General features: G+C 72.9%; 13 protein-coding genes. 6 read left to right on the forward strand and 7 right to left on the reverse strand.

Annotated features, from left to right (window positions below; genetic code table 11):
- The first annotated feature begins 44 nt into the window (after window positions 1–44).
- On the forward strand, window positions 45–872 hold the full coding sequence (locus tag ACIBST_RS43695) for a GNAT family N-acetyltransferase (protein WP_397179387.1): 828 nt from the start codon (window positions 45–47) through the stop codon (window positions 870–872).
- 9 nt (window positions 873–881) lie between these two features.
- A complete protein-coding gene (locus ACIBST_RS43700) occupies window positions 882–1,097 on the forward strand; it encodes a zinc ribbon domain-containing protein (protein ID WP_397179388.1) in 216 nt (71 codons plus the stop codon).
- A 982-nt stretch (window positions 1,098–2,079) separates the two neighbouring features.
- On the opposite strand, the gene ACIBST_RS43705 is transcribed toward ACIBST_RS43700, so the two are convergent.
- From ACIBST_RS43705 to ACIBST_RS43715, 3 genes are all read right to left on the reverse strand, one after another.
- Complete coding sequence (locus ACIBST_RS43705; protein ID WP_352322824.1) at window positions 2,080–2,577, reverse strand: WYL domain-containing protein; 498 nt, start codon at window positions 2,575–2,577, stop codon at window positions 2,080–2,082.
- Window positions 2,578–2,651: 74 nt separating this feature from the next.
- Window positions 2,652–4,490 carry a dihydroxy-acid dehydratase gene (ilvD, locus tag ACIBST_RS43710; RefSeq protein WP_397179389.1) on the reverse strand — a complete coding sequence of 613 codons (1,839 nt, stop codon included), beginning with the start codon at window positions 4,488–4,490 and terminating at the stop codon, window positions 2,652–2,654.
- A gap of 85 nt (window positions 4,491–4,575) precedes the next feature.
- The gene (locus ACIBST_RS43715) at window positions 4,576–5,385 is read right to left on the reverse strand and encodes a thioesterase family protein (RefSeq protein WP_397179390.1); all 810 of its coding nucleotides are present in this window, start codon (window positions 5,383–5,385) and stop codon (window positions 4,576–4,578) included.
- 69 nt (window positions 5,386–5,454) lie between these two features.
- Between ACIBST_RS43715 and ACIBST_RS43720 the strand changes: the two genes are divergently transcribed.
- Window positions 5,455–6,156 carry a TetR/AcrR family transcriptional regulator gene (locus tag ACIBST_RS43720; RefSeq protein ID WP_397179391.1) on the forward strand — a complete coding sequence of 234 codons (702 nt, stop codon included), beginning with the start codon at window positions 5,455–5,457 and terminating at the stop codon, window positions 6,154–6,156.
- Between the two features lie 23 nt (window positions 6,157–6,179).
- On the opposite strand, the gene ACIBST_RS43725 is transcribed toward ACIBST_RS43720, so the two are convergent.
- The gene (locus ACIBST_RS43725; protein ID WP_397179392.1) at window positions 6,180–7,007 is read right to left on the reverse strand and encodes a nuclease-related domain-containing protein; all 828 of its coding nucleotides are present in this window, start codon (window positions 7,005–7,007) and stop codon (window positions 6,180–6,182) included.
- A 139-nt stretch (window positions 7,008–7,146) separates the two neighbouring features.
- On the opposite strand from ACIBST_RS43725, the gene ACIBST_RS43730 reads away from it, so the two are divergent.
- The 3 genes from ACIBST_RS43730 (at window position 7,147) to ACIBST_RS43740 (ending at window position 9,346) form a co-directional block, all read left to right on the forward strand.
- Complete coding sequence (locus ACIBST_RS43730; protein ID WP_397179393.1) at window positions 7,147–8,553, forward strand: amidase; 1,407 nt, start codon at window positions 7,147–7,149, stop codon at window positions 8,551–8,553.
- Window positions 8,554–8,652: 99 nt separating this feature from the next.
- Complete coding sequence (locus ACIBST_RS43735) at window positions 8,653–8,904, forward strand: hypothetical protein (protein ID WP_397179394.1); 252 nt, start codon at window positions 8,653–8,655, stop codon at window positions 8,902–8,904.
- A 7-nt stretch (window positions 8,905–8,911) separates the two neighbouring features.
- On the forward strand, window positions 8,912–9,346 hold the full coding sequence (locus ACIBST_RS43740; RefSeq protein WP_397179395.1) for a DUF5130 family protein: 435 nt from the start codon (window positions 8,912–8,914) through the stop codon (window positions 9,344–9,346).
- A gap of 179 nt (window positions 9,347–9,525) precedes the next feature.
- Here the strand turns inward: ACIBST_RS43740 and ACIBST_RS43745 are convergent, their stop codons facing one another.
- The 3 genes from ACIBST_RS43745 to pepN all read right to left on the reverse strand — a co-directional run bounded on the left by ACIBST_RS43745 (window position 9,526) and on the right by pepN (window position 14,853).
- Window positions 9,526–10,476 carry a hypothetical protein gene (locus tag ACIBST_RS43745; protein ID WP_352360458.1) on the reverse strand — a complete coding sequence of 317 codons (951 nt, stop codon included), beginning with the start codon at window positions 10,474–10,476 and terminating at the stop codon, window positions 9,526–9,528.
- A gap of 191 nt (window positions 10,477–10,667) precedes the next feature.
- Window positions 10,668–12,194: a protein kinase gene (locus ACIBST_RS43750; RefSeq protein WP_397179396.1), complete on the reverse strand. Its 1,527-nt coding sequence runs from the start codon at window positions 12,192–12,194 to the stop codon at window positions 10,668–10,670.
- A 94-nt stretch (window positions 12,195–12,288) separates the two neighbouring features.
- Window positions 12,289–14,853: an aminopeptidase N gene (gene pepN, locus ACIBST_RS43755; RefSeq protein WP_397179397.1), complete on the reverse strand. Its 2,565-nt coding sequence runs from the start codon at window positions 14,851–14,853 to the stop codon at window positions 12,289–12,291.
- Between the last annotated feature and the right edge of the window lie 49 nt (window positions 14,854–14,902).

Consider the following 14,902-nt stretch of genomic DNA (forward strand, 5'->3'; position numbering starts at 1 on the left):
ATCCCTTTTGAAGCCGGAGGCCACCGCCTGTCACCATGACGGGTATGTGGACCTTCACCTCCGATCCGGAGGAATTCGCCGCGGTCGCCGAGCCGTTCCTGCTCGGCGACCCGGTCGGCAACACGGTTCCGCTGACCGTCCTCGCCAACCTGCGCGCCGGCCATCCCGCCGCCGACGCCTTCTTCGCCTGGTGGACCGCCGGGGGCCAGGTGCGCGCCGCCGCCTTCCGCACGCCGCCCGCCCCCCTGAGCCTCACGCGCATGCCCCCCGAGGCCGTCGCCCCGCTGGTCGAGGCGCTCGGCGGCGACCTGCCCATGGTCGTGGGGCCGGTCGAGGTGACGGCCGAGGTCGTCCGGCTGCTCGGCGAGCCCGACCGGACGGTGTCCGAGCGGCTCTACCGGCTCGGCGCGCTCGCCGTCCCGTCCGTGCCCGGCCGCGGCCGGCTCGCCGGCCCTCACGACTTCCCGCTGATGGTGAGCTGGTACCAGGCGTTCGGGGCCGAGGTCGGGCTCGGCGAGGCGCACGACGTCGCCGAGCGCGTCGCCCAGCGGGTGGCCGGGCGTGAGCTGTTCGTGTGGGAGGCCGAGGGCGTGCCGGTCTCGGTGGCAGGGCTCGGCCGGGCGGCCGGTGGCGTGTGCCGCGTCGGACCGGTCTACACGCCGCCGTCGTGCCGCAGGAGGGGCTACGGGGCCGCGGTCACCGCGTACGCCAGCGAGGTGGCGCTGGCCGAGCGGTGCGAGCAGGTCGTCCTCTTCACCGACCTGGACAACCCGACCAGTAACGCGATCTACCGGTCGATCGGCTACCAGCCCGTCTCCGACCATGCGCACCTGACCTACGCCGGCTCCCGCTCACCGGCCACAGCGGGTTAGGCTTACCGCATGCCGCGTTACGACTTCCGCTGCCGCGCCTGCGGCTCCACGTTCGAGGTCTCCCGTCCCATGTCGGCCTCAGACGAGCCGGCGCCCTGCCCGGAGGGCCACGGCGACACGGTCAAGCTGCTGTCCACCGTCTCCATGACCGGTGGCGCCGCCGCTCCCCGCCCGGCCGGCGGTGGCGGTGGCGGATGCTGCGGCGGAGGCTGCTGCTCCTCGTGACCGGCGGGCCCGGGTGAACGCCTCCACGGCGAGCCGGGCCGCCCCTTCCACGGTCGCCACGCCCGTCGCCATGTCCGGGCTGCGTTCCGACAAGACGGCGATGAGCAGTTCGTGCCCGTTCAGCACGATCCGGCCCACGCTGTTGACCGTCCACCGCCCGTCGTGCGCGGCCACCGGCAGCCAGCCGTTCTTGAGCGCCACCTCGCCGCCGGCGGCGCTGACGCCCCACGCCTGCGACCGGTCCACCGACGACATGAGCCCCAGCGCCCAGCGGCGGCTGGCGGCCGGCACCGGCCCGGCCGGGTCGGTGAGCCGCTCCAGCACCCGCACCTGGTCCGACGGGTGGCTGAGCGTCATGCCCCACGACAGGCCCGCGCCCGGCCTGGTGTCGCGCACCTCCAGCGCGCCCAGTACCCGGGTGAGCCCCTGCTGGCCGCCGACCGTCATGTACAGCTCGTGCGCGCTCTCGTTGTGGCTCTGGCGGATCATCCGGGAGGCGAGCCTGCGTTCGTACGCGCCGAGCCGCCGGTGCTCGCTCTGCCTGAGCAGCAGCAGGGCGAGCAGGATGTCCACCTTGGCCACGCTGGCCAGCACGAACGGCCTGCCCTCGGCGTAGGAGTACCGCACGCCCGTCGCGCGGTCGTACACCGACAGCGCCACCCGCCCCGGACGGCCCCGCAGCTGACGTTCCAGCGCCCGGTCGAGCGCCCGCCGCGTGGCCGGCGGCAGCAGGCGTTCCACGGCCACCGCCTGGCGGTGCGCCACGATCGGGAGCGGGGCCGGACGCCGGCCCGCCGCGCAGGCGGACACGACGGGCAGCAGGGCGGGCAGCAGGGCGGCGATGAGCGAGATCCCCCGGACGCGCATGTGCGCGAGCCTGTCACGCCCCGCACCAACGCCCGGGGGCCCGAGGGTCAAGCTTGCGGCAGGTTACGCCGCGGCGGTCCGCTTGCGGCTCATGCCGCGGCGGTCTGCTTGCGGCTCACGCCGCGGTGGTCCGCCGGCGGCGGCGCTGGAAGGGCAGGAAGCGGTCGGCCAGGTGCGGCCGCGACGGGGTCAGGGTGGGCTCGACCGCGATGATGCGGTCGAACCGGAAGGCCCTGATGGCCCGCCGCATCCGGCACACGCCCACCAGGTACCAGTATTCGCGGTGGACCAGGCAGGTCACCGGCTCGACGTCGCGGGAGGTGACGGTCCCCGAGGCGTCGCGGTAGTGGAGGCGGATCATGAGGCGGCTGGTGATGGCGTCGGCGATGAGCCTGGCCCGGGAGGCGGTCTCCACGGGCAGCGGCTCGGTCAGGGTCGCGAGCGTGGTCGCGATGACGTCGTCGTCGAGCTCCAGGTGCTCGAGCGCGTGTTGCAGGCCGCGCCGCGCGGCGACGGCCTGCGGGCCCGCTCCGAGGTGAGCGAGGGAGAGGGCGATGGCGGCGATCTCGGCGGTCGTCAGCGGGCGAGTCTCGTCCTTCACGACTGTCGTCATACCCCAAGAATAGGGACGACCACCGACAATTTTCGAAAATCTGTGCGGTGGACCGGGGGTCCACCGCACCCTAACTATCGGGACAGCTGCGACAGATCACGCGAGGCGCCGGTCGAGGCCGACGTGGTCATCGCCGCGTACGCCTGCAGCGCCACGCTCACCGGACGGTTGCGGTCGCGCGGCCGGTAACCGCCCAGGTCGGCCAGCAGCCGCTCGCGCCGCGCGGCCAGCTCGGCCTCGGGCACCCGCAGCTCCATCGACCGGCCGGGGATGTCGATGTCGATGATGTCGCCGTCCTCGACCAGCGCGATGGCGCCGCCCTCGGCCGCCTCCGGCGAGGCGTGCCCGATCGACAGCCCGGACGTGCCGCCGGAGAAGCGGCCGTCGGTGACCAGCGCGCACGCCTTGCCCAGGCCCTTGCCCTTGAGGAAGGAGGTCGGGTAGAGCATCTCCTGCATGCCGGGGCCGCCCTTGGGGCCCTCGTAGCGGATGACCACCACGTCGCCCTCCTTGACACGCCCGCCGAGGATGCCCTCGACGGCCTGCTCCTGCGACTCGAACACCACCGCGGGCCCGCTGAACCTCCAGATCGACTCGTCGACGCCCGCGGTCTTCACCACCGCGCCGTCGAGCGAGATGTTGCCGTAGAGCACGGCCAGGCCGCCGTCGGCGCTGTAGGCGTGCTCCAGGTCGCGGATGCACCCCTGCGCCCGGTCGAGGTCGAGGTCGTCCCAGCGGTTGTCCTGCGAGTACGCCTTCACCGTGCGCACGTTGCCCGGCGCCGCGTGCCACAGCTCGACGGCCTCGGGCAGCACGGTCGGCGACTTGACGTCCCAGGCGGCCAGCGTGTCGGCCAGCGTGCCCCCGTTGACCGTGGGCACGTCGCGGTGCAGCAGCCCGGCCCGGTCGAGCTCGCCCAGGATGGCCGGGATGCCGCCGGCGCGGTGGACGTCCTCGACGTGGTACTTGCTGGTGGCCGGGGCGACCTTGCACAGGCACGGCACCCGCAGCGAGATCTCGTTGATCTCCTTGAGGCCGAAGTCGACCTCGGCCTCGCGGGCCGCGGCCAGGATGTGCAGGATCGTGTTGGTCGAGCCGCCCATCGCCACGTCGAGGGCCATGGCGTTCTCGAACGCCGCGCGGCCGGCGACCGAGCGCGGCAGCACCGACTCGTCGCCGTCCTCGTAGTAGCGGCGGGTGATCTCGACGAGCTGGCGGCCGGCGTCCTCGAAGAGCTGCTTGCGCCGCTTGTGGGTGGCCAGGATCGTGCCGTTGCCGGGCAGGGCCAGGCCCATGGCCTCGGTCAGGCAGTTCATGGAGTTGGCGGTGAACATGCCCGAGCAGGAGCCGCAGGTCGGGCAGGCGTTCTCCTCCATCTCCAGCAGCTCGGCGTCGGTCACCGAGGCGTCGGCGGCGGCGATCATCGGGTCGACGAGGTCGAGCTTGCGGCTGGGCGTCTTGCCGGCCTCCATGGGCCCGCCGGAGACGAAGATCGTGGGGATGTTCAGCCGGAACGCGGCCAGCAGCATGCCCGGCGTGATCTTGTCGCAGTTGGAGACGCAGATCAGCGCGTCGGCGCAGTGGGCGTTGACCATGTACTCGACAGCGTCGGCGATCAGCTCGCGGGACGGCAGCGAGTAGAGCATGCCGCCGTGGCCCATCGCGATGCCGTCGTCGACGGCGATCGTGTTGAACTCGCGCGGGATGGCCCCCGCCTCGCGGATCGCGGCCGAGACGACGTCGCCGACCTCGCGCAGGTGCACGTGGCCCGGGACGAACTGGGTGAAGCTGTTGGCCACCGCGATGATGGGTTTGCCGAAGTCGCTCCCGGCTACGCCGGTCGCCCGGAGCAGGGCCCGGGCGCCGACCATGTTCCTGCCGTGGGTGACCGTACGTGACCTGAGGGCCGGCATTGGGATTCTCCCATCATGAGGCGAGTCTTCACATGTTACGGCCACCCGCCCGGCACCTGAGACGCGTGTCCACTACCCGGACGGCTCAGTCCGGCAACCGTACGGCCGCGAGCTGGGTCGCCTGGGCCACCAGCCGTCCCTTGGAGTCCCATACGTGGGCCACCTCGTCCATGCGGTCGCCGCCGACGTCCGTGGCCGACAGGCGGACCCTGATCGGGCCGGGGGCGGGCAGCCGGCGGATGAAGGCCGAGAGCTGGATCGTCGGCACCCAGCCGGACAGCCCCAGGTCGAACGAGACCGGCGGCACCGGGTCGAGCGCCACCAGCAGGCTCAGCGGGTCCCAGTCGGAGCCGTCGGCCAGGCGCTGCCAGCTCGCGATCTCGCCCTTCCTGGTCGGCGCCCCGAACGCGAACGCCAGATGCGCCGGGTCGACGCGCTCCTCGACCACGGCCATCAGCGGCACGGCGAAGTCCGCGCCGGGCGGGTCGGTGGGCGCGAGGAAGCAGTCCTCCTCGGCCGGCAGCTCGACCGGGGGGAGCGAGGTCCACCAGGGGGCGCCGTCGTCCAGGACGCCGAGCGTGACGTGCGACTCGACGCGTACCCTGCCCTCCTGGGCCAGCGAGACCCGGACCTGGGCCAGGCTCCGGCCGATCCGCAGCGGTTCCACGCGCACGTCCGCCGGGCCGGGCGCGGGCGGCTCGACGAAGGCGCCGCTCACGGCGGTCACGTGCGGGTGCCGCTCGCCGGCGCCGCTCTGGCAGGCGGCGCGGGCCAGCACCGCCAGCAGGTAGCCGCCGTGCAGCTTGGTGCCCACGCTCCACTGGGCGTCCAGCGTGGCGCCGAACTCGTCCGTGCCGCGGGCGACCAGCGCGGTCGCCTCCCCGAAAGTCCCCATTTTTCGCGATATCCCTTCAGCAGAAGGTCAGATTGACACCGTCAACCTGAGGGCGTCAATCTGAGATCCATGACCGCTGCGAGACGTGTGCGCGCCCGGCGCGGAGAAGGCGGCCTGCTGCGGGAGGAGATCCTGCGCGCGGCCGAGCACCTGCTGACCGAGTCCGGCAGCGAGGACGCCCTCACCCTGCGCGCCGTCGCCCAGCGCGCCGGGGTGTCCACGCCCTCGGTCTACCTGCACTTCGCCGACAGGGAGGCGCTGCTGGAGGCCGTCTGCCTGCGCGTGTGGGACGAGTTCGGCCGGATGTTCAGCGAGAACCTGACCGGCGACCCGTTCCTCGCGCTCGGCCGCTGCGGACGGGCCTACGCCCGCTTCGCCCTCGACCATCCCGTGCAGTACCGGGTGCTGATGATGCGGCCCTCGGCCGTGCAGGGCGTGCCGCCGGCCGCCGCCGCGTGCTTCCGCCACATGGCGGACGCCGTCGCCGCCTGCGTGGCGGCCGGCGTGCTCGAAGGCGACCCCGAGGAGCTGGCGCTCGGCCTCTGGTCGGCCGTGCACGGCTGCGTCTCGCTGCTCATCGCCCAGCCGTCCTTCCCGTGGCCGCAGGACCGGGAGGCGCTGATCGACCACATCGTCCGCATCGCCGGGGTGGGCACGGCCCTGGTGTCCCGCCTGCCGGACGCGCTGCCGCCCAGCGGCGTGCTGGCCGCCGAGCTGGACGACTTCGGCGCCCGGCTGTCGGCAGACGTGAAAAAGCCCCGCGGAGCCTGACTCCGCGGGGTCGGCCGGTCGTCCTAGCCCTCGCCGTACCGGGCGGGCAGGACCTGGGCGGCGATGTCGTAGAGCCGGTCGATCTCGGCCGGGGTCAGCGCCCGCTCGCGCTTGGTGATCCACTTGCGCGCCCGGTCGCCCTGGTAGACGTCCACGCCGCGGATCGTCATGATCTTCCACGGCACGGGCGGCCCGTAGATGGCCAGGGAGGGCACGACGACGACCTCGCGGCCGAACGCCTTGCTGATCAGCTCGCTGGCCTGGGACGCCTCCCACTTGGCCTCGGTCAGCCGCGGCTTCATGTCGAAGGGGCCGTGGAAGAGCTTCTTGCCCGACTGGACGCGGACGGGAAGCCGTTTGTCCCACTTCTCGGAGTCCACGGCGTAGACGCCGGTCGGCCCCACCACGAGGTGGTCGATCTGGGCCTCGCTGCCGGGGATCGCCCTGGCGTGCAGGGTGCGGTAGCCGCTGCGCTCCAGCCTGCGGAGCTGCCCCTCGGTACGCCGCTCGGCCACGGACGCGCGCCGCCACGCCGGCACCGTGGAATGGGACCGTGCGCGGTAGACCGCCTCCAGGATGGCCGCGACCACCCCGGCGGTCACGCCCAGACGCCAGTCGCGCAGCAGGAAACCCACCACGATCGCCACGCCGATCGCCACGAGCGCGCGGTTGCGCAGGCGGCGGAAGCGCGGCTCCTGGAGCAGGTCACGCACGGACGCGCGTTCCACGGGCGCGTAGGTGGTGGTGGGCGCCGATGGTGTCGCGGCGGCGGTGCGCTCGCCCTCTGGCCGGTCGCTCACCCAGATGGGTGACGCGTTGTGACCGTCTTCTCGCTGGTTGTCGGAGTCCACGTAACTCACCGTAGCTCGGAGATCGGAACGATTCCTAGTGTTGACCTGTCCATAGTTTTATGGCCCAGCTCATCGTGTTCCACTCATGTTTTCGGGGTATGTCTTACGTTCTTCTCTAGAGATGCCTAGTGTGCCGATCGTGCGAGAAATACACGAGCTTTCCGCGCTCGAACAGGCCCGGGCCGTCCGCGACCGTGACGTCTCGCCGGTCGAGCTCGCCCAGCACTACCTCGACCGGATCGAGCGGATCGACCCCTCGGTCGGCGCGTACGTCACCGTGACCGCCGAACAGGCGCTCGACCAGGCGCGCCGCCTGGAGAAGGAGCTGCCCGACGGGCCGCTGGCCGGGGTGCCGATCCCCGTGAAGGACCTCAATCTGGTCAAGGACGTGCCGATCACCTTCGGCTCGGCCGCCTATCAGGGGTTCGTCGCGCCGGTGGACGACACGGTCGTGACGCGGCTGCGCGAGGCCGGCACGGTCATGCTGGGCAAGACCGCCACCCCCGAGTTCGGGCTGCCCTGCTACACCGAGACCGACGTCTCGCCGCCCGCCCGCTCGCCCTGGGACCTCGGCACGTCGGCCGGCGGGTCCAGCGGGGGAGCGGCCGCCGCCGTGGCCGCCGGGCTGGCGCCGGCCGCCCAGGGCAGCGACGGCGCGGGCTCGATCCGCATCCCGGCCTCGGCGTGCGGCCTGTACGGCATCAAGCCCACCCGTGGCCGGATCAGCTTCGCCCCGATCATCCCCGACCTGGCCGGCATGTCCACGAACGGCCCGATCGCCCGTACCGTGGCCGACGCCGCGGCCCTGCTCGACGTCATGGCGCACAACGAGCCCGGCGACCTCTACCTCGCGCCCCGGCACGAGGGCACCTACCTCGCCTGCGCCGGCCGCGACCCCGGACGGCTGCGCATCGCCCGCTACGCCGACCCCGTCGTGCCGGGGGCCGAGGTCGATCCCGAGGTGCTGGCCGCGTACGAGAGCGCCGCCGCACTCCTCGCCGGCCTCGGGCACGAGGTCGTGGAGATCCCCAGGCCGTTCGGCGCGGACCTCGTGCCGCAGTTCGTCACCCTCTGGTACACCTTCGCCTGCATGCACCCGGTCGCCGACGAGCAGCGGCACCTGCTCAGGCCGCTCACCCGGTGGCTGCGCGAGCGCGGCCTGGCCACCACCGCCCCCGCGTTCCTCCAGGCCCAGGCCGCCCTGCAACTCGCCACCCGGGGCGCGCTCACGATCACGAACGCCTACGACGCCGTGCTCACCCCGACCCTCACCCAGCCGCCCAGGCCGGTCGGCTGGTTCGAGGACGTGGACGACGTCGAGGAGACGTTCGAACGCATGAAGCGCTTCGCCGCCTTCCCGGCGATCTACAACGTCAGCGGCCAGCCCGCGGTGAACCTGCCGCTGCACTGGAGCGCCGAGGGCCTGCCGATCGGCGTCATGCTGGCCGGGCGGATCGGCGGCGAGGGCACCCTGATCTCGCTGTCGGCCCAGGTCGAGGCGGCTGTGGGCGGGTTCTGGGGCGAGCGGCGGCCGTCCGTCTGGTAGGAGGGTCACCGTACGGGTCTGGCCGGGCACCCGCCGGAGGATTACGTTCGTCGTGTGAACAGCGCGGCGGAAAGTCTGCTCTTTCTCATCGGGGTGTCCTTGGGGCTGTTCGTACTGATCAGCCTGCTGGTCCTGGTGCCGGGGCGGGGCTCGTCCAGGGTGGTGGAGCCCGGCCCGGTGTGGCTGGGCGGGCCGGGCGGGAGCGAGCACGGCGTGAGCACGTCGGCACGGGTGCTGGCCGACGATGCCGCCCCCTGGGCGCGACCGCCCGCCCCCGACTGGGCCGCCTCAGCCATGGCCGCCACCGCCGACCCGGCCGACCGCCTCGGCGGCGCCTCAGCCGGCTGGTGAGGCCACGATGCACCCCCCGAACCAGCCCTCTGACCAGCCCTCTGTACAGGCACCGACACAGGCACCGACACGGGCGCCGAGGCGGGCGCTGACGACGGCTCAGGTCGACGACCTCAGGAGGGCCGTCCAGAGGGCCGAGCGGCGCAGCGGATTGCGCTTCGGCGTGTTCCTGGGCGAGCCGGTCGGCGCGCGACGGCACTTCGCCGAGCGCCTGCACACCGCACTGGGCGCGGAGTCGGCCGACGCCGTGGTGGTGTTCGTCGATCCGGCGGGACACGGCCTGGAGATCGTGACCGGCCCGAACGCGAGGCGGCGGCTGAGCGACGGCGTCTGCCGGCTCACCGCCCTGTCGATGGCCACCGCCTTCAGCGCGGGCGACCTGATCGGCGGCCTCCTGTACGGCATCACCGCCCTGGGCGACCAAGCCACCCACCACCACTGATGGCACCACCGGGTCGGCCTCGCAGGCGCGATCGCGCAGAGTGGAGCACGGTCACGCTGGGCGCCCTCCAAGCTCACATGGCGGCCCCCGTCATCGGGTAAGGCCGGACCGAACACCCGGTCGGCCCGAGCGGGCAGCCACGCACGTTCCCCTCGGGCCCAAGGGGGACGTGCGTCGGCTCAGGCGCGTTGCAGCAGGGTGACGACGTGGTCGCTGACGCCCGCGAGCAGGCTGGACGGTTCGATCGGCGCTCCGGCCACGGCCGAGAACAGCGCGGGCAGCCCCGGCAGCGGGAAACCGTCGTCCTTGGCGGCGGTGGCGCCCACCGCGTTCTTGTCCAGAGCCGTCCGGCTGCGCTCCCAGGCGTCGAGCACCTCCTCCGGCGACGGCACCCCGAACCCGTGCCCGACGGGTGCGGCGTGCCGCAGCCGGACGAGCGGCGTCTCGGCGAAGGTCAGCGCGGTACGGGCGCGTACCTGCAGGTCGGCGCGGGGCTCGGGGTCGATCCAGTCCATGGCCGTGCAGGGGTTGCGGCAGGTCGCGACGCAGACCGCGAGCGCGCCCGCCAGCTGGCTGTGCTGCCGGTCGAAGTAGGCCCGCCAGCCCTCGCCGGGCTCGACCGACACCCGCAGCGTACGGTTGGTGGCCGACTGCTCGGACTTGGTGTGGTCGCACTCACGGTCGCCGATCACGCCGAACCTGCTCCCGGGCGCGCTCAGGCCGGCGGGCCAGCGGGCCGGGTCGCCGGCGTGGCCGAGCTGCGGCTCGAACGCCAGCAACGGCAGGTACTCGCTGGCGATGTGCACGGCCGCGATCATGGGGCTCAGCTCCCGCCGGTGCCAGCGGACGGCGATCACTTCGAGCAGCAGGCCGTAGGCGGGCTTGAGCGACTCCAGGGCCCCGCGCGGCTGCTCCCGCGGCGTCTGCGGCATGTGGCAGGCGCGGGCGAGCCGGCGCAGGTCGGCCGGTACGGACCTGGCCTCGGCGGCGAAGTCCTCGGCGTCGAGCGAGAGCAGCCGCTGCCCGAACTCGCACACGTCGGAGATCTCGGCCGTGGGGGCGAGCGCTCCCAGGTCGGCGAAGGCGTACCGGCGGGCGAGGGCGATCAGCAGCTCACGAGTCGAATCCACGCGAAGACTTTCTCACGATCTTGCAGCAGTCACGGACATGGGGCACACAGGCACCAGACGTCCTGAACCGGCCACGGCCTCGGGACGCGCACGCCCCGGACGTCCTGGATTGGTCACGGACGCGGGGCGCGCACGCACAGGACGCTCCGGAGTGATCCCGGCGCGCCCACGCGCCGGGCGGACCGGGGTGGTCACGGGCATGGGGCGCGTACGCATTGGACGTCTTCGGGCGGGCTGGTGACCGTGGGCTCGTCCGTGGGCTCCTCAGGGGGCTGGGTGGGCTCCTGGGTCGGCTCGGGCTCGGAGGTGGTCACGGTCGGCGTGGGCTTCGGCGAGACGGTGGGCGTGGCGCTCGGGGTGGTGGGGGCCACGGTCGGGCCGGGGGTCGCGCTGGTGGTGCCGCTCGGCTTGGCGCTCGGCACGGCCTTGGTCGGCGGCGCGGGCTCCCTGGTGGTGTGCTCGGGGCTGCTCGGGCTGTGGACCTGCGTGGTCTCGTCGGCAGGCGGCAGCACCTGGCCCGTGCTGGCGGGCTCGGCCGGACGCAGCCACACCGACCCCGCCACCGCGGCCGAGACCACCACGGCGGCCGCCATCGTGGCCAGGGCCGTCAGCGTGCGACGGCGGCGGGAGCTGCCGCCGGCGGGGGCCGAGGGCATGGTGAGCGGCGAGCCGGCGTCGGCCACAGGCATGACGCCCGTCGGCTGGAGGCCCGGGTGGGAACCCGTGGGCGGACCCGGATGGGAGCCCGTGGGAAGGCCCGCGCCGGAGCCCATGGGGAGACCCGTGTGGGGGTCCGTGGGAAGACCTGTGTAGGAGCCCGTGGGGAGGCCCGCGTGGGAGCCCGTCGTGGGCGGCGTCGCCGGGGAACCGGTGAGCGGCGGGCCGGGCAGGGCCGCGCCGGTGACCGACGCGCGGGCCGCCCGCGCCATGTCGGACGCCGACGACCACCGCTGCGCCGGGTCCTTCTGCAGCGCCCGCGTCACCACCTGGCGCACGGCCGGCGGCAGCTCGGCGGGCGGCTCGGGCACGGGCGCGTTGAGATGCTTGAAGATGATCTGCACAGGGGTGTCCCCCTGGTACGGCAGCCGCCCGGTCAGGCACTCGTAGGCCACCACGCCCAGCGCGTAGACGTCGACGGCGGGGGTGACCTCGTTGCCCGCGGCCATCTCCGGCGCGCAGTAGGCGGCCGAGCCGAGCATCGTGCCGGTGGCCGTGAGGTGACCGGCCGAGCCGGAGTGGGCGACCCCGAAGTCGGTCAGCGCGACCTGCCCGTCGGGCCGCACCATGAGGTTGGCCGGCTTGACGTCGCGGTGGACGATCCCCTGGGCGTGGGCCGCGGCCAGCGCGTCGCCCACCTCGGCGACCAGGCGCATGGCCTCCTGCGCGCCGAGCGGGCCGCGCCGCAGGACCCGGTCGAGCGACTCGCCCCGGACGTACTCCATCACCAGGTAGCTGACCCGGCGCCCGTCGGCCTCGTGGACGCCGTAGTCGTAGACGCCGACCACGCCGCGGTGCCTGAGCGTGGCCATGGCCCTGGCCTCGTTCTGGAAGCGCTGGGTGAAGGTGGGGTTCTCCGACAGGGCGGGCATCATCACCTTGACCGCGACGGCCCGGCCCAGCACCAGGTCGTCGGCACGCCAGACCTCGCCCATGCCGCCGCCGCCGAGGCGGTCGGCCAGCACGTAGCGGTCGTTGAGCGTGGTACCGGCGCCTAGCACGTACTTGAGGCTAACACCCGGTCTCCGTGCTCAGGCCGTATTCGGCGCAGCGCGAAGCCAGGTCCCCGCCGGGCGTGGCGGGGACCCGGACGGATCAGGCTGACGCCGCGTCGGTCTCGCGGTTGCGCAGGGCGCGGCTGACGCCGTCGGCGCCCTCCAGGATCAGCCTGCGCAGGGCCTGCGGCGGCTGCTCGGCGGCCAGGAAGTCCTGGGCCGCCTTGACCGTGGCGGGCTCGATGAGCAGCGCGGGGAAGCAGTTCATGGCGAACGTCGAGGCCTTCTCGAACGTCCACTCGCGGTAGACGCGCCCGACCTCGGCGAAGTACTTCTCCCGGTACGGCTCCAGCAGCTCGGCGTGGTGCGCGTCCTGGAAGCCGGCGATGGTGTTGCGGGCGATGTGGTTGGCCAGGTCGCCGCCCACGATCCGGTCCCACGCCGCCGCCTTGGCCTCGGCCGTCGGGATCGCGGCCCGGCACAGCGCGGCCGACCGCTCACCCGTCGCCGTAGGGTCGCGCTCCAGCTCGGCGGCGATGTCGGGCTCGCCCAGCCGGCCGCCGGAGACCAGCGCCGCCACCAGCGTCCAGCGCAGGTCGGCGTCGACGGTCAGCCCCTCGGGCACGCCGGTGCCGTCGAGGATGGCCTGCAGCAGGTCGAGGTCGGCGCCGGCGACCGCGACCGGGGCGAACGCCTGGAGGAAGGCGAGCTGGTGGTCGGAGCCGGGCGCGGCCGAGCCGAGCAGCGAGCGCAGCTCGGCGGCCAGCAGCGCCTCGCCCTCGGCCCGCCAGGCCGGGGCGGCGTACTGCTGGACGGCCTGGCGCGCCTGGCGCAGCACCGCCTGCAGGACCGTGATGTCGGAGACCGTGCCCGCGCCGGAGATGACCAGCCGGACGTAGTCGCGGGTGGACATCTCGCCGTCGCGGGTCATGTCCCAGGCCGCCGACCAGCACAGGGCGCGCGGCAGCGACTCGGTGAAGGCCGCGATGCCGCCCTCGACGAGCGTGCGCAGGGAACGCTCGTCCAGCCTGATCTTGGCGTAGGTCAGGTCGTCGTCGTTGAGCAGCACCAGGTCGGGCTGCTCGGCGCCGACCAGCTCGGCCACGCTGGTACGGGCGCCCACCACGTCGAGCTCGACCCGCCTGGTCCGGGTGAGCACGCCGTCGGCCAGCGAGTACAGGCCGATGGCGATGCGGTGCGAGCGCAGCGTCGGGTAGTCGGCCGGGGCCTCCTGCAGCACCTCGAAGGAGGTGAAGCGGCCGTCGGACACCTCGAAGGAGGGACGCAGCGTGTTGACCCAAGCGGTCTCCAGCCACTCCTTCGACCACGACGACAGGTCGCGGCCCGAGGTGCGCTCAAGGGCGGCGAGCAGGTCCTTCAGCTCGGTGTTGCCCCAGGCGTGCTCGGCGAAGTAGTCGCGCACCCCGGCCAGGAAGTTGTCCAGGCCGACGTAGGCGACGAGCTGCTTGAGCACCGAGGCGCCCTTGGCGTACGTGATGCCGTCGAAGTTGACCTCGACCGCCTGCATGTCGGGGATGTCGGCGGCGATCGGGTGGGTGGAGGGGAGCTGGTCCTGGCGGTAGGCCCAGGACTTCTCCACGTTCGCGAACGTGGTCCACGCGCCGTTGCCCCAGCGGGTGGCCTCGGCCTGGGCCAGCACGGACACGTACGTGGCGAAGGACTCGTTCAGCCACAGGTCGTCCCACCAGCGCATGGTGACCAGGTCGCCGAACCACATGTGGGCCATCTCGTGCAGAATCGTCTCGGCGCGCCGCTCGACGACCGCGTCGGTCACGCGGGAGCGGAAGACGTAGTCCTCCAGGAACGTCACGCAACCGGCGTTCTCCATCGCGCCGGCGTTGAACTCCGGCACGAAGAGCTGGTCGTACTTGGTGAAGGGGTAGCGGACGCCGAACACCCGGTGGAAGAAGTCGAAGCCCTGCCTGGTGACCTCGAAGAGGTTGTCGGCGTCGAGGTGCTCGCCGAGCGAGGCGCGGCAGTAGAGCCCGAGGGGGATGCCGTCGTGCTCGGAGGTGACCTTGTAGTACGGCCCGGCCACCAGCGCGGTGATGTACGTCGAGATCACCGGCGTCGGCTCGAACTCCCAGCGCCTGGCCGCCTGGACGCCGCCGTGGCGGCCGGACTGCCCATCGAGGTCCTCGACCTTGGCCGCGGCGCCGTTGGAGACGACCTCCCAGTCGGCGGGGGCCAGCACGGTGAGCTGGAAGACGGCCTTGAGGTCGGGCTGGTCGAAACAGGCGTACATGCGGTGGGCGTCGGCCGTCTCGAACTGGCTGTGCAGGTAGACCTTCTGGTCGACCGGGTCCACGAAGCGGTGGAGGCCCTCGCCCGTGCGCATGTAGCTGCAGTCGGCGTCGACCAGCAGCTCGTTGGACTCCGCCAGCGAGGGGAGCGGGAAGCGGCCCTTGTCGGCGTCGTAGGAGGAGACGTCGAGGTCGGTGCCGTTGAGGGTGACCTTGCGCACGTTGGCGCCGTGCAGGTCGATGAAGGTGGAGGCGCCCGGGCTGGTGCTGGTGAAGCGCACCGTCGTGACGCTCTCGAAGCGCTCGTCCCCCTCCGTCAGGTCGAGTGCGACCTCGTACGACTCGACCTTCAACAGCCGGGCGCGCTCGCGAGCCTCGTCCCGGGTCAGGTTGCCTGCCAAGTTGCGCTCCTTTTCACCACTTCGTTGTAGTTTGTCGGTATCCTGCCAC

Origin of the sequence: Nonomuraea sp. NPDC049684, from assembly GCF_044465345.1 — a bacterium.
In the GTDB taxonomy this organism is placed as follows: domain Bacteria; phylum Actinomycetota; class Actinomycetes; order Streptosporangiales; family Streptosporangiaceae; genus Nonomuraea.

Coding starts and splice junctions, on each gene's coding strand:
- ACIBST_RS43695 (WP_397179387.1), top strand. CDS start 45: ATGTGGACCTTCACCTCCGATCCGGAGGAATTCGCCGCGGTCGCCGAG.
- ACIBST_RS43700 (WP_397179388.1), top strand. CDS start 882: ATGCCGCGTTACGACTTCCGCTGCCGCGCCTGCGGCTCCACGTTCGAG.
- ACIBST_RS43705 (WP_352322824.1), bottom strand. CDS start 2,577: ATGACGACAGTCGTGAAGGACGAGACTCGCCCGCTGACGACCGCCGAG.
- ilvD (WP_397179389.1), bottom strand. CDS start 4,490: ATGCCGGCCCTCAGGTCACGTACGGTCACCCACGGCAGGAACATGGTC.
- ACIBST_RS43715 (WP_397179390.1), bottom strand. CDS start 5,385: ATGGGGACTTTCGGGGAGGCGACCGCGCTGGTCGCCCGCGGCACGGAC.
- ACIBST_RS43720 (WP_397179391.1), top strand. CDS start 5,455: ATGACCGCTGCGAGACGTGTGCGCGCCCGGCGCGGAGAAGGCGGCCTG.
- ACIBST_RS43740 (WP_397179395.1), top strand. CDS start 8,912: ATGCACCCCCCGAACCAGCCCTCTGACCAGCCCTCTGTACAGGCACCG.